Here is a 24848-nt window from a genome sequence, read left to right as displayed (position 1 = left end):
GCCATGTCGATCTCTCCGAACTCTTCGCCGCGCGCTCGTGCTTCGAGGCTGTCCGCGCTTCCGGCGAGGGTGCCCTGGCATACCTCGTCGGCTGTCATGTCGTATACGAACCCGTCGTCGCTCTTCTCCCCGCCGTCGCCGCCCGTCGTGCAGCCGGGCACGCTGACGAGCAACGCGCCGATGAACGAGAGCAGGGTGGGCTTCCGTCTCGAGTGGCGACTCAGCACTGCGACTCCATTCACTCCCCATCCGAGGCCAAATCCCGCACGAGCTGGCCGCCCAGGCCGTAGGCGCCGTCCATCAGATCGGCTCTGATTCCTGTCAGGCTTCCGTCCACGCCCTCTCCGATCTGGGACCAGTACTGGTCCTCCACTTCCGCGATCTCGGTATACGCCGTCTCACGGAACTCTCTTGGGTCCATCTGCCTATCGACATCGGGACCGCCGATGAGTGCGTCGATGTTCTGGTTGATGAACTCGGCGGCGAGAGGGCTTGCGCCGCCTGCCACGATCGGCACAACGACGGGGGCCGCGCCTCCGGTGAGCAAGACGGCCGCCCCACCCGCCGCGACGCCGAGTAGCCCGCCGCTGGCCGCTTTCAGCCACCCGGCGCTCTGCGCCAACTCCTGCTGCTGCGCGGTCTGGTCCGCCGCGTACTCCTGCTCCACGTAGAGGATTCGCGCCTCGTCCACGATTCCCCGCATCTTGATCCCGGTGTGCAACAACTCCGAGCCAGCGCCGAAGCTCTCGTCGTCAACCGGCGGATGGGCACCCAGGTTCCCCACGGTGTGCGCGAAGATTCCCTCGTTGACCACCGCGTGTGCGGTCTGCGACTCGCCGAGGGCGATCAGGAAGTCGATCGCGCCGAAGTGTCCGTTCCTGAGGTGCCCTCCGTACGAGGTCTCGTAGATGTCGGCGACGTCGTTTCTTTGCTCGTCCGAATTCGTGGTCACCCAGTAGCCGATGTCGTCCATGTACATCGATGCCATCAGGCCCAGGCTCTCGGCCATCTCCGGCTGGTCGTGGATCAGGTCGGGGGCCGCGGTGCCGTAGAGGTGGACGACCTGCTCCATCACGGCCGCCGAATCCGCGCTGCGCATATCGAGCTGGAGAGCGCTCTCCATGTCCTCGAGGTCGCCGACGGAGAAGCCCGCCGACGAGGTTCCCGTGGTGGCCGCCAGCAGGGCGGCGCCGAGCTGGGACGGGGCCGCGCGGTCTTCGCCGTGGTCCGTCCACCAGTCGCGGTCGAGCGCGAGGTACCGGAGGCGTTCGTTGATCTCCGTGTCGTCCGCCGTCGGGTCGAAGTCCCCCGGTGGGGCGAAGAACTCGGTGGCCGCCGCGGGTGCGTGGGACAGGCTGCTGAGGAAACCCACCATCGGGTCGCGGCCCGGGTCGTCGCCGACGAAGCTCACGGCGGGTCCGCCGTTGATGTCCCACAGCGAGGCGGGCGCGGCGCCGGAGTCCTGCTCGTGGGCGAAGAGCGCTTCCCCGTAGTCGAGGAGGAAGGAGTCCTCCCAAGTGCCGCCGTGCATCAGCGCGCTGGTGACGTGGAAGCCCAGCGGGTAGGCGCCGTCGCCGATCGGGTCGTCGGCGAGGTCGATGAGCTCGCGTTCCCAGCGTTCCATCGCCGCCGAGTCCGACCGGGTCGCCGTGCCGAGGACCGCGCCGAGGCTCGTTTGCAGGGCGCCCGCCGAGGCCGTCCACGCGTCGCCGTCGCCGCCTGGGGCGTAGGTGGTCAGGTCCGCCCAGTACTCCAGCACGCCGCGAGGGCCCAGCTCTGTGGCGATGAGTTCCGCGAAGGCCGGGTCGTCCTGGTGGAGTTCGAGGAGGAGGGCGAGGTCGTTCATCTCGTCCGCGCTCAGCTCCCCGCCCCGCTCCATCAACTCCAGGGCCCGACGGGCGTCTTCGTGCGCGAGGGTGGCCTGCTGGATCGACGTGTAGTCGACGGGGGTGAAACGGTCGGGGTCGGTGCCCATCGCCATGCGCAGGGCCCGGGAGATCTCCGCGTCGTCTTCCGCGACGGTCCGCAGGATCTCGGTGATCCGCTCCGACACCTCGATCACCGCGTCCTGGCGCGTCCTTCGGGTCTCGGGATCGAGCCCAGTGAGGTCGCTCGTGACCTCGCCCGAGGCGCTGATGTGGACGCCGAGCGCCGGTGCGTCCGTCTCGACCAGCGTCGTGAGCCGGTCCTTGGACATCCTGAGCCGCTGGTGCCCGTCGCGGACCAACTCCCGCAGCGAGGCGGCCTGTTTGCGTGCGGCCTCGAACTGCTCCCCCTGCTCCGTGACGAACTGGGTGGTGACCTCGGCGTTCTCGCCCGCCCAGTTCGCCTGGCGGGTGCGCCGCACCATGGCCTCGGCGTTCTCCCTCATCTCGTCGAGGTGCTGGACCTGGAGGTCCCACTCCCCGACGGCCTCCTCCAACTGGCCCAGGGGCAGGTGGAGAAGCTCATCGAACGTCAGCGAGCCTCGTGCCATGACGGGCCTCCGTCCAGCGCGTCGATGGCCGGGTTGGAGGCAGGAGCCGAGGCGGATCCGAGGTCGGCGAGCGTCTCCTGTTCGGTGGCGCCGTGGGTCCTTACGGTCTCGTCGACATGGCCCGCGATGCGCCCGCACGCCGAACGCAGGGCGTCGGCCTGGGACTGCCAGCGATCGGCGACCTCGATGAGCGCGTAGCCCGTCTCAAGTCCCGGCGTGCGCAGGAAGATACCCGCCACATGGGTGGGATTGTGCGCCAGGTAGCCGTTGCGGTCGAGCTCGTCGGCCAGTCCGGCCGCGACCTCGTGGACCGGCCTCAACTCCCCCTCGGAGACCGCGTAGTCCGCGCCGTCCCCCGCTCCGCCCTCGCTGTTCGGGTGTGTCGCGTTCAGCTCGTCCTGGGCCGCCGCCTGTAAACGGGCCCACTCCTCGTCGAAGGTCATGCGGATCCTCCCCCGGGGGGGCATCCTAGAGCATCACCCGTTCTCCGCGCGGTCCTCCCGGGTGCCCGTCAGGGGGAAGCGGGTGGCCGCGCGGGCGCCCGCCTGGAATCTGCTCACCGCGTCCAAGTCCCGCAGCAGGCCCGCGATATGGCGGCGGCAGGTGCGAACCGACATGCCGAGGCGGCGCGCGACCACCTCGTCGGTCAGGCCCTCGGCCATGAGCCGCGCCAGCGACTGCTTGAGGTCGTCGGCCGCGTCCGCGTAGCCGGGGCCGCCCACGGTGAACGGCGTGGCGCTCTCCCAGAGTTGGCCGAACAGCTCCACCATGAAACGCACCACCTCAGCGTCGCGCACCCGCCGCGCGGTGGGCTCCCCGCCGTGTTCCGGCAGGTCGATCAGCACGGCCAGCGAACGGTCGAACACCACGGCGGCCTGCGGCACTTGGCTCAGTGTCCTGATGCCCGCGCCGCCCCGGGCGAGCCGCGTCGCCCTGGCGCGGGCCGCGAATCCCGTCCTGCTGCGGTGCGGGCACACCACGCGGACCGCGACCTGCCGCTCCAGCACGTCGAAGCACGGGCTGAGCAGCTCGTCGAGCGCGTCCTCCTGCCGGTGCCCGGGCCGCAGCACCACCAGCTCGTCCCGGCAGGTCTCGGCGGCCAGCTTGAACAGGCCGCGGATTTCGGCGCCGCCGTCCAACGCGTCGATCTCGCCGCCCGCCACGCCGCCCGCCACGCCGCCCGCCACGCCGCCCGCCACGCCGCCCGCCACGCTGCCTCCCGCCCCGCCGCCTCCCGGAACGGCGCCTCCCGGAACGGCGCCGCCCGCGACCGCGCCACCCGCGACCGCGCCGATGCGGTCGCGCAGCCGGTCGGCCAGCTCCCGCCGCCGGTACATGGCGCGTTCGACCGGCGACACCAGCAGGGCCGTCGCCACCGAGGGGGACGCGGGCACCAGACGCCCCTCGGCCGACGCCTCGCTGCCGAGCAGCCGCAGCTCGACCAGCCGGGTGGCCGCCGCGAGCAGCGTGGCGACGGGCAACCCCAGCTCCGCCGACGCGAGTTCGAGCGCGCCCAACTCCCCACGGCCGACCGCGTAGTGGTAGAGCGCCGCCGCGTGGTCGTCAAGGCGCGCGCCGACCGGTTCGTCCACGTCAGGGGCCAACCCGATCCGCGGCAGGGCAACCGTAGCCATGTCTCCTCCGAAGCCTGTGTGAGAGGGCTCAGCCGGATCACCGTCGCAGAGCCGCTCATCACGCCACTACCCGTCCGCCACCACTCCGGCGATAGCGGGGCGAGAGCGCGGTGAGGACGCCGGGTGGTTGTGTCGGCGCAGTGGCGGGTGACCCCGCCGTCCGACGGAGAACATGGTGACGACGATGGACATACCGCACACGTTCAGAAAGACCCTGGTGACCCATCTCCCGTACGCGACCGACGAGGGCATCGCCCCCACGGACGACCTCGCCGCGCTGGGCCTCGACTCGATGGGCGTGGTCCAGCTGCTGACCGACCTTGAGGAGACATACGGCGTCGATCTCCCCGACGAGCTGATCACCGAGGAGACCTTCGAGACGGTCGGCTCCCTGTGGGCGGCGGTCGGCGGGCTCGTCCCGGCCGAGAGGTTCGCCGATGCGTGAGCCGACGCCAACGGCGCCCGCGCGCCGGTCCGTTCCCGCGCGCCGCTCCGCTCCGGCGCGTCGGTCCGCACCCGTTCGCCGGTCGGCACCCGTGCGCGTCGACCAACTCCTCGCGCACGGCGCCCCCGAGAGCCCCGCGCTCACGTTCAGGGACGAGACCGTCGGCTACGCCGAGCTGGCCGAACGCGTCGCCCGCGTCGCTGGCGGGCTGCGCGCCCTCGGCGTGGCGCGCGGCGACCGCGTCGCCGTCCACGCGGAGAAGCGGATCGAGACGGTTGTGGCCCTGCTCGCCGCATCGGCCGCGGGAGCGGTCTTCGTGCCGATCAACCCCCTTTACAAGGAACGGCAGTTGCGCGGCGTCATCGAGAACTGCGCGCCCCGCGTGCTGATCACCACGGCCGAGCGGCGGGGCGCCGTCACCGCCGCGCTGCCCGAACGCGCCCCCGTCGCACACGTGGTGGCCATCGGCACCGACGCCTGGCACCGGCTCGCCAGCGCCGAGCCCGACCCCGGCGACGCCGACGTCATCGACCAGGACCCCGCCGCCATCCTCTACACCTCGGGCAGCACCGGAGGCCCCAAGGGCGTCGTGCTCTCCCACCGCAACCTCCTCGCGGGCGCCGAGAGCGTCGCGGGCTATCTGCGCCACACCCCCGACGACGTGATCCTCGCCGCGCTGCCCCTCAGCTTCGACGCGGGCTTCAGCCAGCTCACCACGTCGCTCATCGCCGGGGCACACCTCGTGCTCGTCAACTACCTCGGCCCCCGCGACATTGTCCGCCTCTGCGCCCGCCACCGCGTCACCGCGCTCACCTGCGTCCCCCCGCTGTGGCTGCGGCTGGCCGAACAGGACTGGCCCGACGAGGCGACCTCCGCGCTGCGCTACTTCGCCAACACCGGCGGCCGCATGCCCCGCGCCACCCTCGCGGCGCTGCGGCGAACGTTCCCGAACGCCGAGCCGTTCCTCATGTACGGCCTCACCGAGGCGTTCCGCTCCACCTATCTCGACCCGGCGCAGGTCGACCGCCGCCCCGACTCCATCGGCAAGGCGATCCCCAACGCCGAGATACTGCTGGTGCGTTCCGACGGCACGCCCTGCGAGCCGGGCGAGCACGGGGAGTTGGTGCACCGCGGCGCCCTGGTCGCCCTCGGGTACTGGGGTGACCCGGAGCGCACCGCCGAACGGTTCAGGCCCGTGCCGGGGGCCCCGCCCACGGGCCGCCCCGAACTCGCCGTCTGGTCGGGCGACACCGCCTACCGCGACCAGGACGGCTACCTCTACTTCGTCGGCCGCGACGACGACATGATCAAGACCTCCGGCTACCGGGTCAGCCCCACCGAGGTCGAGGAGGCCGCCTACGCCACCGGGCTCGTCGCCGAGGCGGTGGCGCTCGGCGTTCCCGACGAACGGCTCGGCCAGGAAGTCGTGTTGGCCTTCACGCCACGCCACCCTGGCCTGACCGTCCCCCAACTCTCCCGCGCGCTCGCCCACGAGCTGCCCGCCTACATGCTGCCGCGCCGCTTCGAGGCGCTGACGGCGCTGCCCCGCTCGGTCAACGGCAAGTTCGACCGCGTCGAACTCCGCAGGACCGTCCGACGAACCTCCCAGGAGCCGGCGTGCTAGAGGTCAACGAACTCACCAAGCGCTACGACGAGGTGCGGGCGCTCGACGGATTCACCCTGGACGTCGCCGCTGGCGAGATCGTCGGCCTGGTCGGCCACAACGGCGCGGGCAAGACGACGTTGGTCGAGATGGTCTCCGGGCTGCTCCAACCCGACAGCGGAACCGTCCTCGTCGGCGGGCGCCCCCCGGCCGACACCCGCGGCGAGATCGGCATCTCGCCCCAACACATCGCGCTCTACCGCCCGTTGACCGTCCGTGAACACCTCGCACTCTATGGCGGGATCGCCGGAATACGCGGCGCGGCGCTGCGCGAGGCGATCGACGAGCTCGCCGTCGCCCTCCAGCTCACCTCCTTCATCGACCGCAGGGCCGGGCTGCTCTCCGGCGGCCAGCAGCGCCGCACCCAGGCGGCCACCGCCCTCATCCACCGCCCCTCGCTCCTGCTGCTCGACGAGCCCACCGCGGGCGCCGACCCCGAGACCCGCCAGGCGCTCCTCGACGTCGTCAAGCAACGCGCGGGCGAGGGCACCGCCGTCGTCTACACCACCCACTACCTGGCCGAGCTGATGGACCTCGACGCCACCATCGCCGTGGCCGCCAAGGGCCGGGTGATCGCCCGAGGCACCAGCGCTGAGCTCCTCGAAGGGCTCCCCGGCGAGGTGCGGGTGACGGCCGCTGACGGCGAGGTCCACGTCTCGTCGCAGGACCCCACGGGCACCCTGCTCGAGATCCTCGGCAGCGTGCGGCGACCGGTCGAGTCGGTCGAGCTGCGCCACCCCACCCTCGATGACCTCTACCACTCCCTGGCGGCCGACCATGTCCACTGAAGCCCAACTCGCCCCCACCGCAACGCGGTTGGGCGAGGCCATCCACCGCACCCGCGCCCTGGTCACCTACAACCTGCTACTGCGCCTGCGCGACCCCTCCCAGCTCATCAGCTACCTGGTGACGCCCATGGTGTTCATGCTGATGCTCCAGCCGCTCTATGAGGAGGCGCTGGACACCGGCACCGTGCACGCGGTCACCGGGCAGCTGGTGATGTTCTCCGTCTTCGCCATGGCCATCGTCGGCAACGCGATCTTCGTCGAACGCGAGTGGCGCACCTGGGACCGGCTGCGGGCCAGCCGCGCCGCGCGCTGGGAGCTGCTGGTCGGCAAGGGCGTTCCGGTGTTTGTGGTGCTGCTGTTCCAGCAGGCGGTGCTGTTCGTCTACGGCGTGGCCGTGATCGGCATGCCCCTGCCCGTCTCGCTGCCGCTGCTGCTCGCCGCCATGTCGATCTGGGGCGTCACGCTGCTCGCCATGGGCGCGGCGCTCGCCACGCTGGTCCGCAGCAGGGGCGACCTGATCGTCGCGTGCGATGTCGGCGCGATCGTGGTCAGCACGGTCGGCGGAACGTTCCTGCCCGTGGATCTGATGCCCGGCTGGGCCCAGGACATCGCGCCGTTCTCGCCCGGCTACTGGGGCCTGTCGATGCTGCGCGCCGCGGTGGAGGGCGACGTCGCCGAGACGTTCCGCCCGGCCCTGGTCTGCCTGGCGATCGTGCTGGTCACCGGCGCGTTCGCCACCTACCGCCTCGCCCACGGGTGGGGCCGCAGCCACCTGGTGTGAGTGGTGTGGGTGGTGTGAGCGCCGTGAGCGCCGTGAGCGGCGTGGAAGCCGCGGGTGGTGTGGAAGCCGCGGGTGGTGTGAGGGCCGTGACCGACGCAGGGACGGGATCAGTGACCGAGTCAAGACACGAGAACGCTCCGGGTGCGGGGACCGAGGTCGAGAACGACGCGGCCGTGGCCGTCGTCGGCATGGCGGGGCGCTTCCCCGGCGCCGACGGCGTCGGCGAGCTGTGGCGCAACCTGCTCGCCGGGGCATCCGGGCTTCGCCCGCTCACCGACGCCGAACTCGCCGCCGCTGGCGTTCAGTCGGGCCCCGGCCATGTGCGGGTGGGCGGCCCGGTGGCGGGGATCGAGGACTTCGACGCGGCCGCGTTCGGGCTCACCGACCGCGAGGCCGAGACGATGGAGCCCCACCACAGGCTGCTACTCGAGTGCGCCTGGGAGGCGTTGGAGAGCGCCGGATACCCGCCGACTGACCCCGGCGTCCCGGTCGGCGTCTTCGCCGGGTGCGCCTTCCCCGACTATCTCACCCGCCATGTGCCGGACCTGGCCCAACAACCGGACGGCGGAAGGCTGTTGGCCGCAGGGGTCGAACGCGACTCGCTGACGTCGTTCATCTCATGGAAGCTCGGCCTGCGCGGCCCGAGCCTCACCGTGCAGACGTACTGCTCGACCTCGTTGGTCGCCGTTCACCTGGCCTGCCAGAGCCTGCTCACCTACGAGTGCGACATGGCTCTGGCCGGTGGGGCGCACCTGCCGCTGCCGCAGACGGCGGGCTACCGCCACGAGGAGGGCGGCATCCTCTCGCCCGACGGGCGCGTCGCCAGCCTGGACGCCTCCGCGAACGGCACCGTCATGGGCTCGGGCGCCGCGCTGGTCGCGCTCAAGCGGCTGGCCGACGCGGTGGCCGACGGCGACGTTGTGCACGCGGTCATCCTGGGCTCCGCCGTCAACAACGACGGCCGGGAGCGCGCCGGTTACGCCGCCCCCGGTGCCGCGGGGCAGGCCGCCGTGGTGGAGACGGCGCAGGCGGTCGCCGGGGTCAAGCCGGAGTCCATCGGCTATGTCGAGTGCCACGCGGTGGGCACGCCGCTGGGCGACTCCATCGAACTGGCCGCGCTCTCAAGGGTGTTCGACACCCCGCGGGACGAGCCCTGCGTGCTCGGATCGGCCAAGCCGCTCATCGGCCACCTGGACAGGGCCGCGGGTGTGACGGGCCTGCTGCGGGCCGCGTTGAGCCTGCGCGACCGCGTGCTGCCCGCGACGGCGGGGTTCACCGCGCCCAACCCCGCCCTCGCGGCGGCCGGGGGCCGCCTCGTCGTCCTCGCCGAGAACCGCCCCTGGCCCGCGGGCGCCGAGCCGCGCAGGGCCGGGGTCAGCTCGTTCGGCGTGGGCGGCACCAACGCCCATGTGGTGCTCCAAGAGCCGCCGCCCACCCCCGAGTTGGCGCCGCGCCCGGGCCCGCACCTGCTGACCCTGTCGGCCGCGGGGCCCGAGGCGCTTTCGGCCGCCACCCGGCGGCTCGGCGCGTATCTCGCCGAGCACCCCGGCGCCGACCTGGCCGATGTCGCCCACACCCTCCAGGTCTCCCGCGGGCGCTTCGCCCTGCGCCGCGCCGTGGTCGTGCGGGACCGCGAGGACGCCGTGGCGGCCCTGGCCGACCCGGACCGCTGGATCGAGGGCGAGACCCGCAGACGCGACCCCCTGGTGCGGATCACCGGGCGCGAGGGCCCCGAACTCATCGTCGCCATACGCCGGTTGCTCGGCACCGAGAACCTGGCCTCCGGGCTGCGACGGATCGGCGTCCGCGTCGCGAACGACGGCTCCGACGGCGTCGGCGTTCATGGCGTCGGCGCCGATGGCCTTGGCGCCGAGAAGGTCAGCGCCGAGAAGGTCAGCACCGAGGTGGTGGCGGTCGGCGGGGTGGGCATCGATGGCGCCGGTGTCGGTGGCGGCGTCGAGGGCGGTGGCGGCGTCGATGGCGTGGATGCGTGGCTGCTGACCGTGCTCGCCCGCCTCTGGCTGGCGGGGGCCGTGCTCGACTGGGCGGCCCTGCACGGCGGAACGGGGCGCCGCGTCGCGCTGCCCACCTATCCCTTCCAACGCCGCCGCCACTGGGTGGAGCCCGCCGCGACCGGGGCGCCGCGCGCGCCGGGCGCCCTGCTGCCGTCCTGGCGCCGCCGCCCGCTGCCGGTCGCCGACCTGGACCGGCGACTCCGACTGGCCGGTCCCTGGCTGCTGCTGGGCACCGGGGAACGGGCGGACGCGCTGCGGGAGCGGCTGATCGCCGCGGGCGCCGAAGTGGTCGCCGTCCGGCGTGGCGCCGCGTTCGAGGCGCACACGAGCGGCGACTTCACCGTCGCCGGGGCGAACGACGCTTCGCTGCTGGTCCGTTCACTGATCGCCGTGCCGAGGACCGTGGCGCACGCGTTCGCCCTTGACCCCGCGGAAGCGGGCGGCGCCGACGACGCCGCGGCGTGGATCGCCGCGCTTGCCGCCTCCGAGGAACCGGTGCTGGCGGACGCGCGCCCTGTGGTGTTCACCGGCGGCGCCCTCGGCGTGCTCGGACCTGACCTCACGCGGCCGGAACACGCCGTCCTCGCGGAGGGCGCGCCGAACGCCGTCCACGTGGACCTCGACCCCGGCGCCACCGGGGAGAACGACACCCTCCAGGCGATTGACATCGACCAGGCGCTCGCGGCGGCGCTGACGGAGGGCGCAGGACCGCTCGCCGTGCGTGGGGGAGGGGTGTGGGAGAGCGCTTTCCGGGAGTGTGAACTCCCCGATGCCGCAACCGTATCGGGCCTGACCGTGCTGCTCGTCGGAGACGACGAGGCCGCCGCCGGATGGCTGGCCGACGCGGGCGCGCGTCTGGTTCGCGCGCGCCCCGGGGACGCGGTCGCCCTTCACGAACGGGTGGACGCGGCGGTGCTCTCCCCGGCCACCGTCGAGGGCTTCCACGCGCTCCAGGCCGCCCTCGGCGACCGGGCGCCCAGGGCGCGCGTCGCCCTTTCCCCGCGCGGCGCCGTCGCCGCGCACGCCAGGGTGGCGCGGCTGCGCGGCGTGGGCCGGTGGATCGTGGCCGAGGGCGAACGGGCCCACGCCGCGCTCGACCGCCTGCTGGCCGCCGCGGACCACCTGGACCATGTGGTGATCGGCGGCGACCCACCGCGCGAGGACGGTGGGGGCGATCGGCCCGAACGGTCCGAGCAGTCCGAGCGGTCCGAGCGGTCCCAGCGGCCCCGACCGGGCAACGGCGCGCGGGCGTCGCGGCCCCGCCCCGCGCTGTCCACCCCGCTGGCCGAGCCGGAAACGGACCGCGAGCGTGCCGTGGCCGAGCTGTGGCGCGCTGGCCTCGGCCTGGCGGAGGTGGGCGTGGACGACAACTTCTTCGAGCTTGGCGGGCGCTCGGCGGCGGCCGTGGGCATCGCCACACGCCTCGCGGCTGCGTTCTCCGTCGCGCTGCCCCTGACCGCCCTCGTCGAGTACCCCACCGTGCGCCAACTGGCTGTGCACATCGAGGAGTTGGGCGGCTGAAGCGGCGGCCGTCGGGGGGAGGGGGTGGGGTGGGGCTGGGCTGGGAGAGCGCTCTCCGGTAAGGGGTGGGCATGCCGTCAGGGCGCACCCGCGGGGGAGAGCGCTCTCCCCCGCGGGTGCGCTCCATGCGGTCGGGTCCTGACCGCCGCCCCGAGAGTGGGAGAGCGCTCTCCCGCCTCACTCCGCCCCACCCCCGCGCCCCCGTCGAAGACATCGGTTCGGGCCCACCGCTGGAATCCGTTTTCCGCGCGGCCTCCCGCGGCCTCCTGCCGCCAGCCTTCCCGCCCACCCACCCCGCCCCTGCAACGGCCGCACGCCCCGCAGCGGAGAGTGCTCTCCCGCATGTCCGGGGCGTGTGGCCGTTATCGCCCGCCCGCCTCAGGCAGGCGCGGTCGTGGTGAGGGCCGGGAGCCAGGGGGCAAGCGCGGTGCGCAGGTGGGCGAGGGTGCGGTCCTCCTGTTCGAGCACCGCGAAGTGGCCGCCGCGATAGGTGTGGAGGCGGAACCTGCGGATCGTCTGGTCGCGCCAGGCCGCGACCGACGCGACGTCCGCGCGCGGGTCGTCGTCCGCCGCCAGCGCGGTGATCGGCACATCGAGCGGGGGGCCGGGCGCGTAGCGGAAGCTGTTCCTGACGGTCAGGTCCGCGCGGACCCGCGGCAGGATCATCCGCACCACGCGCGGGTCGTCGAGGAACGACTCGGGCGTGCCGCCGAGCCCTCGCATCAGCCCGAGCACCTGCTCGTCGGTCAGCCCCTCGGCGTCCCCGGTGAGCGTCTGCGGCGCCGAGCAGCCCGAGACGACGAGGTGTTCGGGGAGCGGGCCGCCCCGCTCCCTGATCGCGCGGATCAGCTCGAAGCCCGTCAGCGCGCCGAGGCTGTGCCCGAACACCGCGTAGGGGCCTGCCGTTTCGGCGATGACGCGGTCGGCGAGGTCGGCGCACAGGGCGGCCATGCTCGCGGGCGGCGCGTCGTCGGGGCGGGTTTCCCGGCCGGGCGGCTGGACGGGGCACACCGCCACCCCGCCGAGCCGCCCCAGCCATGGCCTGAACGCCGAGGCCGAACCCCCCGCGTGCGGAAGGCAGTAGAGCCGCGGGGCTCCCGCCGCCACGGGGAACGGGAGCCAGCGCGACGCCCGCGCGGTCACGGGATCACCTCGAGCCGCACATACGGTGGCGGGGGCTGGACGGCGGCCAGGTCGGCGGCGAGGGTGACCCGCGCGCCGTCCCTCGCCACCTCGGTGAACCCGCTGAACGCGTAGGTGATCTGCATCATCCGGTTGCGGCCCGTCTCGACCAGGTCGGCGACCAGGCCCGCGCCCGCCGCCCTTGCCAGGCCCATCACATGGCCGAGCAGCACCGTACCGACGCCGCGCGACATGACGCGGCAGGACATCAGCATCATGTTGAGCCGCCAGTCCGGGTCGCCCTTCTCCACCAGGGCCAGGCCGATCTTGCCGTAGGAGCCGAAGCGGTCGGTGAGCGAGGCCACGAGCAGCAGATGGTCGGGGGAGGAGCGCAGCGCGTCCAGCTCGTCGTAGGAGTAGGTGCGGCCGGTGGAGTTGAGCTGGTTGGTCCTGACGGTCAGCTCCTCGGCCCGCTGGAGGTCGTCGCGTCCCGCCCTGGCGATCGTGAACGACATCCCGAGCCCGGCAAGGAACTCCTCGCTGGTGCCGACGAATTCGGCCTGCACCTCGTCCCTGGCCAGCTGGCCTCGGTACATCTCGCGGCGCCGCGCGGACTCGTCGGTGACGAAGCGCGGCAGGAACTCCGGCCGGTGCAGGGCCACGTCGATGTCCGCCGCGTTCACCCGGGTCACCTGGGGCAGCGCGTGCCCGACCTCGGCCAGCTCGAACTCCTGGTCGTCGACGAAGGCGAACGCGTCGAGGCCGAGGTTGAGCTTCGCCGAAATCTGCTGGATCGCGGCCGACTTGGGGTTCCAGGAGATCCGCGGGTAGAGGAACAGCTCGTCGAGCCCGAAGCGGCGCAGCGCCGCCATCGCCGCCTCAGGGTCGTTCTTGCTGGCCACGGAGTGGAGCACGCCCAGGGCGTCGAGGCGGCGGATGTGCTCCACCACGGCGGGGCGCACGCGCACGTCGCCGTCCTCCAACAGGACTCCGTCCCACAGGGTGTTGTCCAGGTCCCACACCACGCACTTGATCCTGCCCCGCGCCGGCTTCGGCGGCGCGGCCACCGCCGCGTTCACGGTACTCGCGTTCACGGAATCTGCCTCCGATACGCCTCGCCAGCGATCGTCGTCCGCTGGATCTCGTTGCTGCCCTCGATGATCTCCATCACCTTCGCGTCCCGGTAGTAGCGCGCCACCGGGTAGCCGGTGCCGCAGCCGTTGGCGCCGTGGATCTGGACCGCCTCCGAGGCGTGGCGCGCCGCGGCGGTGGACGCGAAGTACTTGGCGACCCAGGTGGCCATGAGCGTCGCCTCATCGCCCGCGTCCTTGAGGCGCCCGGCCTCGGCCAGCAGCAGCCTCGCCGCCCTGACATCCGTGACCATGTCGCTGATCTTCGCCTGGATCAGGGGGAGTTCGCCCAGGGGCGTCCCGCCGACCCGGCGCCGCGCGGTGTAGTCGGCGCATGCGTCGAGGCACGCCTGGATGATGCCGACCGAGCCCGCGGCGACGCTGTAACGGCCCAGGTCGAGCGTGCCGGTGAGCACCATGCCCGAGGCGAAGCCGCTGGGGCCGAGCAGCGCGTCGGGCCCGAGCCGCACGCCGTTGAAGGACACCTCGGCCAGCATCGAGGCGCGGGTGCCGAGCATGTCGTCGATCGGCGTCACGGTCACGCCGGGGGTGGCCCTTGGCACGAGCAGCGCCACGGTGGCGGCCGGGCCGCGGGCGAACACCAGGAATAGATCGGCGCGTTGGCCGCCCGTGATCCACTTCTTGACGCCGTCGACGACCCAGGCGCCGCCGTCCAGGCGCGCCGTGGTGGTGATACCCGAGGTGTCGCTCCCGGCGCCGGGCTCGGACAGGCAGAACGCGCCCAGCACCCGTCCGGCGGCCAACTCCGGGCCCCAGCGGTCACGTTGGGCCTCGCTGCCCCAACGGCGCAGCGCCCAGGCCAGCATGGTGTGCACGGTGAGCAGGCTGCGCACCGACGAGCAGCCACGCCCGACCTCCTCGTGGATGGCGCCCAGGGTCACCATGTCCGTTCCTGAGCCGCCGAGTTCGGGAGGGAAGAACGGCGCCCACAGGCCCGCGTCGCCGATCCGGGTGAGCGCTTCCTCGGGAACGGCGCCCGCCCGGTCCCAGGCGTCGGCGAAGGGGGCGATGTGCTCGTCCACGAACCGTCGGGCGGTGGCGCGGTCGAGCGCGGTCAGCTGGTCGGTCATCGGCTCAGCCCGTCGTGACGGCGGGGCGCAGCCGGTCGACAAGGGCGGTCATCGCCTCAACCGTGCGGAAGTTGTCGATGCTCAGCTCCTCGTTGGGGATGGTGAGTTGGAAGGTCTTCTCGATGAACATCACCAGCTCCATCGCGAAGAGGGAGTTGATGTATCCGAGGGAGAAGATGTCCCTGGCGGGGTCGATCTCGGCGTTGGGGAAGCGGCCGGTGATGAAGCCGGTGATCGTCCCGGCCGTGGCGCCGGTCGCGTGGTCCGTCTCGTGGCCCACGGCGTGGTCCGTGGTGTGGTCCGTGGTGTGGTCCGTGGTGGTGGTGTGGGTCATGGTGCGTTCTCCTCAGCTCTCGTAGGTGTAGAAGCCGCGGCCGGTCTTCCGGCCGTGCAGCCCGGCGTCCGTCATCTGCTTGAGCAGCGGGCACGGGCGGTACTTGCTGTCGGCGTAGGACTCGTACAGGACCTCGACGCTGTAGAGGATCGTGTCGACGCCGATGAGGTCGGCCGTCTCGAGCGGGCCCATCGGGTGGCCGAAGCAGCCCCTGAAGACCTCGTCGACGGCCTCGGCCGTGGCGACGCCCTCGTGCACGAGGAACGCCGCCTCGTTGACGGTGAGCATCAGGACGCGGTTGGAGACGAAGCCCGAGGCGTCCTTGACGTCCACCCAGCGCTTCCCCATGGAGCGCAGCAACTCTCTGGTGCGCTCGAGCGTTTGCTCACTGGTGTGCACGCCGGGGATCAGCTCGACCACGGGCTTGGCGGGGACCGGGTTCATGAAGTGCACGCCCACGACGCGCTCGGGGTGGGCGCCGATGGAGGCGATCCTGGTGATCGGGATGGCCGAGGTGTTCGCCACCAGCACCGTGTCGTCGGAGCACACCTCGTCCAGTTCGGCGTGCACCGCGCGCTTGACGTCCCAGTTCTCGGTGACATTCTCGATGACGATGTCCGCTTTGGCGAGCGAACTCACGCCCACCGCCGTGGAGATGGCGGCCAGGATGGCGTCCGCGTCGAGCGGGGGGCCGCCCATGAGGCGGCTCATCCTGCTGTTCCGCGCGATGGCCGCCCTGGCCTCGGCGAGCACCGCCTCGTCGCGGTCCACGAGGACCACCTCGTGTCCGCCCTGGGCGAGGTTCTGGGCGACGCCGATGCCCATCACCCCCGCGCCCACCACGCCGATTGTGGCCATGACTCCTCCGTTTCCCTTGCGTGTCGCTCGATTGCCGTGCTGTTGCTGTTGATGTGCCGTTCGGTGTGTCTCAGGGCCTGCGCCGTCGGGCCGCGGCGGCCCTGAGACCGGAGCGGCGCAGTCGGCCCTGCTCGGCGGTGTCCCGTTCGCCCTCGCCACCTGGCCCACCGGGGGCGGGCGTTCCTTCGATGACGCGGGCGAGCGCCGCGACCGTCGGCGCCTCGTGGATGACATGGGGCGGCAGGTCCGCCTCGGGGAAGGACTGGCGCAGCGTCGCCAGGAGCGTGATCCCGAGCAGGCTGGTGCCGCCGAGCTCGAAGAAGTTGTCGAGCGCGCCCACCTGTTGGAGGCGCAGCGCCTGGCACCACACCGCGGCGACGGCCTCCTCGGCCGGGCCGCCCGGCTCCTGGAACGGGGTGACCAGGTCGGGGCGCGGGTGCCGGTCCGACGCGTCCCCCGCGCTCTGGGACGTGGTTACCGCATCCACGCTGAACCTGCTGGCGACCCGCACCACCGCGGGCAACTCCTGGGTGGAGACGACCACATGGGGCTCGCCGGAGGCCAGGGCGCGCAGCAGCGTGCGCCAGCCCGGCTCGAAGTCGATGCCGAAACGGGCCCGGTGCTCGCGGAAGAACGTCCTGATGCCCTCCTCGTAGCCGGACAGGCCCTCGTCCCACGCGTTCCATGTCCACTCGCCCCAGGCGATCGACACGGTCGGCTGGTCGAGGGTGGGGGCGTAGGCGTCGAGGAACGCGTTGGCCGCGCAGTAGTCGACCTGCCCGGGGCCGCCGCCCGTGACCGAGGTGATGGACGAGAACAGCGCCAGGAAGTCGAGCGCCACCCCGGCCGTGCGCAGGGCCTCGGCGATCGCCCGCGCGCCCGCCAGCTTGGGGGCGAGGACCTGCTCGGCGTCGCCGGGCCGCTTGAACTGCATCAGCCCCGTGCCCGGCACCCCGGCCGTGTGGAGCACGCCGTGCAGCGCGCCGAACCGCTCGACGGCCAGCCGGACCGCCGCAAGGACATCGGCGGGCTCGGCGACGTCGCCCTCGACGACCTCGACCTCGGCGCCGAGGGCGATCAGGTCGAGCACCTGCCTGACCCGGTCGCGGATCCGCTCGGGCGCCTCTTCGGCGCCCTCGGCGACGGCCGCCCAGCGCTCGCGCGGCGGCAGGCCGCGCCGCCCGAACAGCACGAGTCTGGCGTGGACTTCACGGGCCAGCCGCTCGGCCATCGCCAGGCCCAGCCCTCCGAGGCCGCCCGTGATCAGATAGACGCCGCCCTCGCGCGGGCCCCTCGACGCGGGGCCGTCCACGGCGGCTGGCAGCACCTCGTGGTGGGGCAGCCAGCGCCTGGTGCCGCGCAGCGCCACCGTCCGCCCGGCGACCGGGCGGTGCAGCTCGGCCACCACGGCGGCGGGGTCGGGATCGGGGCCGACGTCCACCAGGCGCGTGTCCACCGTCGGGTACTCCATCGGGATGACCAGCGCGGGCCCTGTCAGCGTGGCGGCGGCGGGGCGGACCTCGGCGTCGTCGAGCACCCGCTGGGTGCCGGTCGCCACGATGTCCAAACGCCAGTCGCCCAGGCCCAGTTCACCCGCGGCGCGGGCGAGTGCCACCAGCGTGTGCAGGCCCAGGGAGAGGGCATCCCCTTCCGCGGCGGCGTCCTCGCCGACGTTCCACAGGTGCACCACGCGCTCCAGCGGAACGCCATCGGCCCGCAGATCGCGCAGCAGCGCCAGGGCGTCGTCCACGTCCCCCGGGCGCACCGTCAGGGCTTCGGGGGTGACCCCGTACGCCTCGCCCGGGCGGACCACGGTGATCCGCGCGCCCGCCGACTCCGCGCGCCCGCGCAGCGCGTCGAGGACGCGTTCCCCGGCGCCGGGCCGCACAAAGACCAGCCAGGAGGCGGGAGTTGCGGGCTCGGGGGCGGTGGGCGGCGCCTGCCGCCACACCGGCAGGTGCAGCCACTCCTCCTCGGGCAGCAGCGGGATGCGGTCGAACTCACCCAGCGGGCCGCCGAGTTCGCCCGGCGCCTCGATCGCGGCCGCCCGGGACGTGCCCTTGGGGGCCGCGTCGATCCAGTAGCGCTGCCGCTGGAACGGGTAGGTCGGCAGCGGCACCCGCCCGCGCCCCGCGCCCGCGTGGTGGGCCGCCCAGTCGATGTCGACGCCCAGCAGCCACAGCCGCGCCAGCCCCTCGGCGAACGCCGCGTCGTCCGGGCGCGGATCGGCCTCGGCCGGGAGCGTCGCGGTGATCAGGGGCCAGCGGGTGGGCGGGCACCCCGCCGAGCGCAGCAGCGCGCCAAGCGACTGCCCGGGGCCGATCTCGATCACCGCGAGCTCGTCATCGGCCAGCAACTCCCGTGCGGCGTCGAGGAATCGGACGGGCTCGCACATGTGCCGCGCCCAGTAGCCCGGGTCGGTGACCAGCGCGGCGTCGACGGGGCGGCCGGTGACGTTGGAGAGATAGGGCAGCGTGGGTGCGTTGAGGGTGACGTTGTCCCTGACCCAGTCGGTCAGTTCGTCGGCCAGCGGGGCCAGCGTCCTGGAGTGGAACGCGTGGGTGGTGCGCAGCGGGCGGCAGGGCACCCCGGCGGCACCCAGCTCCTCGGACAGCGCCGCCATCAGGTCCGAAGGACCGGCGACGACGGTGAGTTCGGGCCCATTGACGGCGGCGATGTCGAGCCCTTCGAGGGAGACGCGGGCGCGCAGCGCCGCCTCGGAGAGCGGAACGGCCGCCATGCCGCCGCGTTCGGCGCCCTCGATCAGGCGGGCGCGGTGGACGACCAGGGCCAGCGCGTCCTCCAGGGACAGCACCCCGGCAAGGCAGGCGGCCACATACTCGCCCACGCTGTAGCCGAACATCGTGGTGGGGCGCACGCCCCACTCCATCAGGGTGGTGGCCAGTGCGTGGCCGACGGCGAACATCAACGGCTGGACGATCTCGGTGCGTTGGAGCGCCGCGGCCCTGGGGTCGGCCGGGGCGCGGCGGCCGAGGAGGGCGGCGAGGTCGCCGCCGAGCGGGCCGCGCTCGCCGGTCAGCAGCGCGGCCAGCTCGTCGCGTGAGCCGAGCGTGTCGGGCAGCAGGTCGAGGCAGGCGTCAAGGGCCGTTCGGAACGCTGGCTCGCGCCGGTACAGTTCGCCGACCATGCCCGGGTACTGCTCGCCGACTCCGGTGAACAGGAACGCCACGGGGCGGCCGGTGACCGGGTCGAAGCGCGTCGCGGGGGTCTCGGTGAGCGCGGCGGCGGCGTTCGCCGCGTCGGTGGCGACCACGACGCGCCGGTGCTCGAATGTCCCGCGCCCCACCTGGAGGGTGAACGCCGCGTCGCCGAAGTCGAGTTGGGGCGTGGCGCGCAGGTGTTCCGCCAGCCGCGATGCGGCGGAGTCGGCGGCGTCCGCGGTGCGGGCGGAGACCGGGACCACCTGGTGGCGCCGCCCTTCGCCTTGGCCGCCCCGGCGCGCGGGCCTGGCGGGGGGCTGTTCGACGACGAGGTGGACGTTGGTGCCGCCCATGCCGAGGGAGTTGAGCCCGGCGATGCGCGGCCGGTCGCCGCCTGGCCAGGGCGTGAGCGCGGCGTTGACGTAGAACGGGCTGCGGGCGAAGTCGATCTCGGGGTTGGGGGCCGTGTAGTGCAGGGTGGGCGGCAGCACGCCCTCGCGCACCGCGAGGGAGGTCTTGATCAGCCCGGTGGTGCCCGCAGCGCGGTCCAGGTGGCCGACGTTGGGCTTGACCGAGCCGATGGGGCAGTACTGGTGGGTGGCTGTGGGGCCGAACGCCCGGGTGAGCGCGGCGACTTCGATGGGGTCGCCCAGCTCGGTGCCGGTGCCGTGGGCCTCGACATAGCCGATGTCCTCGGCGGCGACTCCGGCGTCGGCCATGGCCTCGGCGATGACCGCGGCCTGGCCAGCGACGCTGGGGGCGGTGTAACCGACCTTGAGCGCGCCGTCGTTGTTGATGGCCGAGCCGCGGATCACCGACCAGATGTGGTCGCCGTCGCGCAGCGCGTCGCTCAGCCGCTTGAGGACCACGACGGCGGCGCCGTCGCCGAACATGCTGCCGTGCGCCCGCGCGTCGAACGTCCGCACATGGCCGTCGGGCGACTCCATGCCGCCGGGGGTGTGGAGGTGCCCGACCCGGTCGGGCACGCGCACCGAGACCCCGCCCGCCAGCGCCAACTCGCAGTCACCGGCGCGCAGTCCGCGGATCGCGGTGTGCACCGCGACGAGCGAGGTGGAGCAGAACGTCTGTACCGCCACGCTCGGGCCGCGCAGGTCGAGGAGGTAGGAGACGGTGGTGGTGAGGGCGTCCTTGTCGTTGCCCATGACCAGCTCGTAGATGCTGGCGTCCTCGTCCGAGGTGAACTGGTCGGCGATGCCCAGGAGGTAGGTGCTGAGGTTGCAGCCGCCGAACACCCCGACGCGGCCGCGGTGTTCGGGCCTGGCATAGCCGGAGTGCTCCAGCGCCTCCCAGCACACCTCGAGGAAGAGGCGCTGCTGCGGGTCGGTGAGCGCGGCCATGCGAGGGCTCAGCCCGAAGAACGCGGCGTCGAAGCCGGTCACGTCGTCGAGCACCGGGCGGGCGGCCACATAGGCCGGGTCCCTCGCGGTCTCGGGGTCCACGCCCGCCGCGATCAGCTCCTCTTGGGTGAAGAAGCTGATCGACTCGACGCCGTCGCACAGGTTGCGCCAGAACGTGTCCACGTCCCCCGCGCCGGGGAAGCGGCCCGCCATGCCGACGATCGCGATGTGCCGGTCGGCATCGGACGGAGGCGCGGCGGACGCGGGCGCGGCGTATGCGGGGACGGCGTATGCGGGGACGGGGCATGCGCGGGCGGTGGGCTCGGGCTCGGCGGTGGCCTCAACGGGCTGGGCGCGCCGGGCCGTTCCTCGTGGGCCGACGAGCCCGCCGACGCACGCGGGCAGCGGCGCCGGGTCGTCGGCGAGGGGCGGGGCGGACTCGGCGGCGGGCTCGGGGGCGGGCTCGGGGGCGGGGCGCCGGGGCGCGGTGCGCGGCGCGGCGTTTGCCATCTCCGGGGCGCCGAGGCCGCGTTGGGCGTCCAGCAGGTCCGCGAGCGCCGCGACGGTGGGCTTCTCGAAGAGGGCCACGGTGGGGATCGCGACGCCCAGGCGGCCCTTGACCTCGGCCAGCATCTGGAGCGCCAGCAGGGAGTTGCCGCTGAGGTCGAAGAACGCGTCGCGCACGCCGACCGGTTCGACGCCGAGCACCGTCGACCAGATCTCCGCGAGGGCGCGTTGGGTGTCCGTCAGCGGCGGCGCGTAGGGCTGTGGCAGGTCGGGGCGCGGGAAGCGGGCGGCCGGTGCCGTGGCCTCGACGGGCGCCGCGCCCACCGCGGGCAGGCGGCCGTCGAGGCCGCCCGCCGCCGCGATCACCTGGCCAGGGCCATGGGCGAGCACCCGATCGAAGGCGTCGAGCGCCTCGGCCTCGGTCATCGCGTGCGCGGCGAGGGCGGAGCCGACACGGCCCTCGACCCGCTCGGCGGTGCCGGGCCAGGTGTCCCAGGCGGCGGCGATCCAGCGGGTGCCGGGGGCCCGGCCCTCGGCCCAGGCGGCCAGGGCCGCGTTCGCCGCCGCGTAGCCGCCGAGCGTCACGCCGCCGAGCACGGCCGAGGTGGAGGAGAACAGCACGCACCAGTCGGGGCGCCGCCCCTGCGGCAGCGCGTCGATCAGCTCGGCCAGCACCTCGGCGCCGCCCACCTTGGCCCCGAACTGCCGGGCGAGGGTGGCACGTTCGAGCGCGGCCAGGGGCAGCAGCGTGTCGGGTCCCGCGTCCGCGGCGGCGTGCACGACGCCGTCGAAGCGCTCATCGGCCAGCAGGTGGCCCATCGCGGCCCTGTCGGTGACGTCCAGCCTGGGGGTGAGCACATCGGCGCCGAGGGAACGCAGCCGGTCGGCCCGGTCGCCCGGCTCGCCACGCCCGGTGAGGACCAGGCGGGCGGCGCCGCGCCGGATCAGGTGCTCGGCGATCCGCAGGCCGACCGGGCCGAGCCCTCCGGTGACGAGATAGCTGCCGCCCCTCCGCACCGCGGTCGCCGGGCGGGCGGCGGCGGGCTCGTGGACCGGCACATGGCGGCGGCCCGCCCGGTGCGCGGCCAGCGGCCCATCGGCGGGGCGGCCCAGCTCGGCGGCCAGCGCGCGGGCCGCCTCCGCGGGGCCATAGGCCGGGTCGAGGTCGAGGCAGCGGCGCTCGAGCCCGGGGTGCTCCTGGCCCGCGACAGCGGGCAGCACGGCCAGCGCCGCCTGGGCGGGGGCGGGTGCCTCGCCCGCGGCGACCCGCTGCCCGCCCCAGGTCACCAGCAGGACCGGCGCCTCGGCAGCGGCCAGCAGCGCGGCGGCCGAGGCCACGGCGTCAACCGTGTCAACCGCTTCGCTCGCCGAGAGGTCCACAACGACATCGGGCCGCTCGGTGACCAGGGCGCCGCCGTCGCGCCGCACGAGCGCCGCGAACGCCTCGGCGACGCCACCGCCGTCGGGGACGACGCGGTAACGGCCCCCGAGTGGGGCGGAGTCGGCGTCGGGCGCGGGCCGCCACCCCGGGGTGAGCAGCCGCACCGCCTCGCCCGCCCCGTCCCGCGGGCCCGGCGGCTCGATCCAGTAACGCCCGCGCTGGAACGGGTAGATGGGCAGCCCGACCGTGCGCGCCCCACGCCCGGCGCCGAACGCCTTCCAGTCGAGCGACGCCCCGGCCAGCCACAGCCGCCCGGCCGCCTCGGCGAGCAGCGCGCGGGCCGCCTCGGGGTCGTCGTCCGCCGGGAGCAGGGGCAGCGCCCCCGGCCTGCCGATGCCGACATCGGCCAGCACGATGCCGTCCTCGGTGGGCGGCGCGGCGAACTCCTCGGGCGCGCAGGCCTGTTCGGCCCAGTGGTGCGGGTCGGCCGCCCGCTCGGCGGTGACGGGCTCCCCCGTGGTGACGGAGACAAGCGGCAGCGTCGCGGGCGCCAGGGTGACGCGTTCGGCCAACCAGGCGGCAAGCTCGGCGCGTTGGGGAGCCGATGGCGCCTCGCCCAGCTCGGCGCGGCGCTCGGCCAGGGCGAGGGCGTCGCCCCGCGACAGCACCCCGGCCAGGCAGGCGGCCACGGCCGCTCCCGCGCCGCCGCCCGCCACCAGCGCGGGCTCCACGCCCCAGGACGCCACCAGGCGGGCCCACGCGAGGGCGCGCCCGAAGCCCAGGGCGACCTCGCTCCTCCCCGATGCCAACGAGCCAGCGTCGGCGAGGAGGTGGGCGGCCACCCGGTCATGGCCCACGGGGAGGCGGCCAAACAGCAGCCCGGCCCGCCCCGCGCCGCCCACGCCCTTGGCCGCCACGCCCGCGCGCAGCGCCTCGGCAGCGGCCCCGGTCGAGTGGGCCACCAGCATCCGACGGTGCGGCAGCTCGCGGCGGCCCGTCCGCAGCGTGTGCGCGATGTCGGCGAGCGCGTCGTCCGTGGCCGCCAGGTGCGCCGCGAGATCCGCCGTGGCCCGGTCGGCGGCGGCCTCGGAGCGGGCCGACCACACCAGCACCTCGGGCCGGGGCGCCTCGTCGGCGCGGGCGGGCCTCGCGGGCAACGGCGCCTCCTCGACGACGACATGCGCGTTGGTGCCGCCGATGCCGAACGCGCTCACCCCGGCGCGCCGGGGCCGTTGCGCGCGCGGCCACGGCTGCCGCTCGGTCACCACGTCCAACGACGCCTCGCCGTCCGCCAGTTGGGGGTTGGGCTCGGTGAAGTGCAGCGTCGCGGGGAGCTCCTCGTGGTGCAGGGCAAGGGCGGTCTTGATCAGCCCCGTGACCCCCGCCGCCCGGTCCAGGTGCCCGACGTTGGTCTTGACCGAGCCGATGCGCAGCGACTCGCCGCGGAAGACGCGTTGCAGCGCGGCGAGTTCGGCGGCGTCGCCCAGGGCGGTGCCGGTGCCGTGCGCCTCGACGTAGTCGATGTCGCCGGGCGCGAGCCCCGCCGCGGCCAGGGCCTCCTCGATGACGGCGGCCTGCCCGTCCACGCCGGGGGCGGTGAAGCCGACCTTGCGGCCGCCGTCGTTGTTGACCGCCCAGCCGCGCAGCACGGCGTATACCCGGTCGCCCGCGGCCAGCGCGTCGTCCAGGCGCCGCAGCGCGACCACCCCGACGCCGCTGCCGAGCGGCGCGCCAAGGCCCGCCGCGTCGAACGCGCGGCAGCGGCCGTCGGGCGGGGCGATGCCGCCCTCCTGGTAGAGGTAGCCGACGCGCTGCGGCACGGCGAGCGAGACGCCGCCCGCGAGGGCCAGGTCGCACTCGAAGTTCGCCAGGCTGCTCGCCGCCACACACACCGCGACCAGCGACGTGGAGCAGGCGCTCTGCACGGTGAACGCGGGCCCCGTCAGGCCGAGTACATGCGCGACGCGGGTGGCCAGGGTGTCCTTCTCGTTGCCGAGGGTGACGCCCATGTCCAGGGAAATCCCGGCCGGAGTGAGGTTGTTGGCCAGATAGGAGCTCCACGCGCTGCCCGCGAAGACGCCGACGCTCCCGTCGAACCGCGCCGGATCGCACCCCGCGTCCTCCAACGCCGCCCAGCTGTGCTCCAGATACAGGCGGTGCTGCGGGTCGAGGATCTGGGCCTCCCTGGGCCCGAGTCCGAACAGGTCGGCGTCGAACTCCTCGATCCCGTCGATCACCGCGCCCGACCTGACATAGGCCGGGTCCGCCAGCAGCGCGCGCGGCACCCCGGCGGCCCGAAGCTCGGCCTCGGTGAAGTCGGTGATGCCCGAACGCCCGGCCCTGATGGACTCCCAGAGCCCGGCCACGTCCCTGGCCCCGGGGAACCGGCCCGCCATCCCCACCAGGGCGATGTCGGTCGGCTCACCGGCCGGGAGGTCGCCGGAGTGGCCGTCCGGGAGGCCGCCGGTCGGACCGCCCGGCAGGTCGCTGGGCAGGTCGCTCGGGAGGCCGGTCGGGAGGCCGGTCGCGAGGTCCGACGGGACGTCGGCCGGGGGATCGGGGTGGGTGTACTCGGTCACGTCA

At 73.9% G+C, this 24848-nt stretch carries 15 protein-coding genes; 5 read left to right on the top strand and 10 right to left on the bottom strand.

Annotated features, from left to right (window positions below):
• The 4 genes from DEH69_RS08650 to DEH69_RS08635 form a co-directional block, all read right to left on the bottom strand.
• Positions 1 to 227, bottom strand: a 227-nt coding sequence (locus tag DEH69_RS08650; RefSeq protein WP_147255481.1) for a hypothetical protein, incomplete at its 3' end; no start/stop codon positions are given.
• An 11-nt stretch (positions 228 to 238) separates the two neighbouring features.
• Complete coding sequence (locus DEH69_RS08645) at positions 239 to 2476, bottom strand: hypothetical protein (protein WP_113686313.1); 2238 nt, start codon at positions 2474 to 2476, stop codon at positions 239 to 241.
• Positions 2458 to 2919 carry a hypothetical protein gene (locus DEH69_RS08640; protein ID WP_113686312.1) on the bottom strand — a complete coding sequence of 154 codons (462 nt, stop codon included), beginning with the start codon at positions 2917 to 2919 and terminating at the stop codon, positions 2458 to 2460. The genes DEH69_RS08645 and DEH69_RS08640 overlap by 19 nt, the downstream gene beginning before the upstream one ends.
• Positions 2920 to 2952: 33 nt before the next feature.
• On the bottom strand, positions 2953 to 4110 hold the full coding sequence (locus DEH69_RS08635) for a hypothetical protein (RefSeq protein ID WP_147255479.1): 1158 nt from the start codon (positions 4108 to 4110) through the stop codon (positions 2953 to 2955).
• Positions 4111 to 4282: 172 nt separating this feature from the next.
• On the opposite strand from DEH69_RS08635, the gene DEH69_RS08630 reads away from it, so the two are divergent.
• The 5 genes from DEH69_RS08630 to DEH69_RS08610 all read left to right on the top strand — a co-directional run bounded on the left by DEH69_RS08630 (position 4283) and on the right by DEH69_RS08610 (position 11323).
• Positions 4283 to 4555, top strand: a complete 273-nt coding sequence (locus DEH69_RS08630) for a phosphopantetheine-binding protein (RefSeq protein WP_113686310.1) — start codon at positions 4283 to 4285, stop codon at positions 4553 to 4555.
• Between the two features lie 91 nt (positions 4556 to 4646).
• On the top strand, positions 4647 to 6179 hold the full coding sequence (locus tag DEH69_RS08625; RefSeq protein WP_220131210.1) for an acyl-CoA ligase (AMP-forming), exosortase A system-associated: 1533 nt from the start codon (positions 4647 to 4649) through the stop codon (positions 6177 to 6179).
• A complete protein-coding gene (locus DEH69_RS08620) occupies positions 6173 to 7006 on the top strand; it encodes an ABC transporter ATP-binding protein (RefSeq protein ID WP_113686308.1) in 834 nt (277 codons plus the stop codon). The genes DEH69_RS08625 and DEH69_RS08620 overlap by 7 nt, the downstream gene beginning before the upstream one ends.
• The gene (locus tag DEH69_RS08615) at positions 6996 to 7787 is read left to right on the top strand and encodes an ABC transporter permease (protein WP_113686307.1); all 792 of its coding nucleotides are present in this window, start codon (positions 6996 to 6998) and stop codon (positions 7785 to 7787) included. The genes DEH69_RS08620 and DEH69_RS08615 overlap by 11 nt, the downstream gene beginning before the upstream one ends.
• 110 nt (positions 7788 to 7897) lie before the next feature.
• Positions 7898 to 11323, top strand: a complete 3426-nt coding sequence (locus DEH69_RS08610) for a polyketide synthase (RefSeq protein WP_113686306.1) — start codon at positions 7898 to 7900, stop codon at positions 11321 to 11323.
• Positions 11324 to 11701: 378 nt separating this feature from the next.
• Here the strand turns inward: DEH69_RS08610 and DEH69_RS08605 are convergent, their stop codons facing one another.
• The 6 genes from DEH69_RS08605 to DEH69_RS08580 form a co-directional block, all read right to left on the bottom strand.
• Positions 11702 to 12466 (bottom strand): thioesterase II family protein, encoded by a 765-nt coding sequence (locus tag DEH69_RS08605; RefSeq protein WP_113686305.1) that lies wholly within the window; start codon positions 12464 to 12466, stop codon positions 11702 to 11704.
• Complete coding sequence (locus DEH69_RS08600) at positions 12463 to 13539, bottom strand: HAD family hydrolase (RefSeq protein WP_113686304.1); 1077 nt, start codon at positions 13537 to 13539, stop codon at positions 12463 to 12465. Before DEH69_RS08600 ends, DEH69_RS08605 begins: the two co-directional genes overlap by 4 nt.
• On the bottom strand, positions 13536 to 14666 hold the full coding sequence (locus DEH69_RS08595) for an acyl-CoA dehydrogenase family protein (protein ID WP_113686303.1): 1131 nt from the start codon (positions 14664 to 14666) through the stop codon (positions 13536 to 13538). The genes DEH69_RS08600 and DEH69_RS08595 overlap by 4 nt, the downstream gene beginning before the upstream one ends.
• A gap of 4 nt (positions 14667 to 14670) precedes the next feature.
• Positions 14671 to 15000, bottom strand: a complete 330-nt coding sequence (locus DEH69_RS08590; protein ID WP_113686302.1) for an acyl carrier protein — start codon at positions 14998 to 15000, stop codon at positions 14671 to 14673.
• Between the two features lie 12 nt (positions 15001 to 15012).
• The gene (locus tag DEH69_RS08585; RefSeq protein WP_113686301.1) at positions 15013 to 15858 is read right to left on the bottom strand and encodes a 3-hydroxyacyl-CoA dehydrogenase family protein; all 846 of its coding nucleotides are present in this window, start codon (positions 15856 to 15858) and stop codon (positions 15013 to 15015) included.
• 70 nt (positions 15859 to 15928) lie between these two features.
• On the bottom strand, positions 15929 to 24844 hold the full coding sequence (locus DEH69_RS08580) for a type I polyketide synthase (protein ID WP_113686300.1): 8916 nt from the start codon (positions 24842 to 24844) through the stop codon (positions 15929 to 15931).
• Positions 24845 to 24848: the final 4 nt, after the last annotated feature.

It is taken from the genome of Streptomyces sp. PT12 (assembly GCF_003311645.1).
GTDB lineage: Bacteria > Actinomycetota > Actinomycetes > Streptomycetales > Streptomycetaceae > Streptomyces.
Note: the sequence above shows the minus strand (reverse complement) of the source record. Positions and strands in the feature narration are given on the sequence as shown.

Excerpts from the sequence above, each read along its gene's own strand:
- DEH69_RS08640 (WP_113686312.1), bottom strand. The coding sequence starts at position 2,919 with ATGACCTTCGACGAGGAGTGGGCCCGTTTACAGGCGGCGGCCCAGGAC.
- DEH69_RS08590 (WP_113686302.1), bottom strand. The coding sequence starts at position 15,000 with ATGACCCACACCACCACCACGGACCACACCACGGACCACACCACGGAC.
- DEH69_RS08615 (WP_113686307.1), top strand. The coding sequence starts at position 6,996 with ATGTCCACTGAAGCCCAACTCGCCCCCACCGCAACGCGGTTGGGCGAG.
- DEH69_RS08585 (WP_113686301.1), bottom strand. The coding sequence starts at position 15,858 with ATGGCCACAATCGGCGTGGTGGGCGCGGGGGTGATGGGCATCGGCGTC.
- DEH69_RS08645 (WP_113686313.1), bottom strand. The coding sequence starts at position 2,476 with ATGGCACGAGGCTCGCTGACGTTCGATGAGCTTCTCCACCTGCCCCTG.
- DEH69_RS08595 (WP_113686303.1), bottom strand. The coding sequence starts at position 14,666 with ATGACCGACCAGCTGACCGCGCTCGACCGCGCCACCGCCCGACGGTTC.
- DEH69_RS08635 (WP_147255479.1), bottom strand. The coding sequence starts at position 4,110 with ATGGCTACGGTTGCCCTGCCGCGGATCGGGTTGGCCCCTGACGTGGAC.
- DEH69_RS08630 (WP_113686310.1), top strand. The coding sequence starts at position 4,283 with ATGGTGACGACGATGGACATACCGCACACGTTCAGAAAGACCCTGGTG.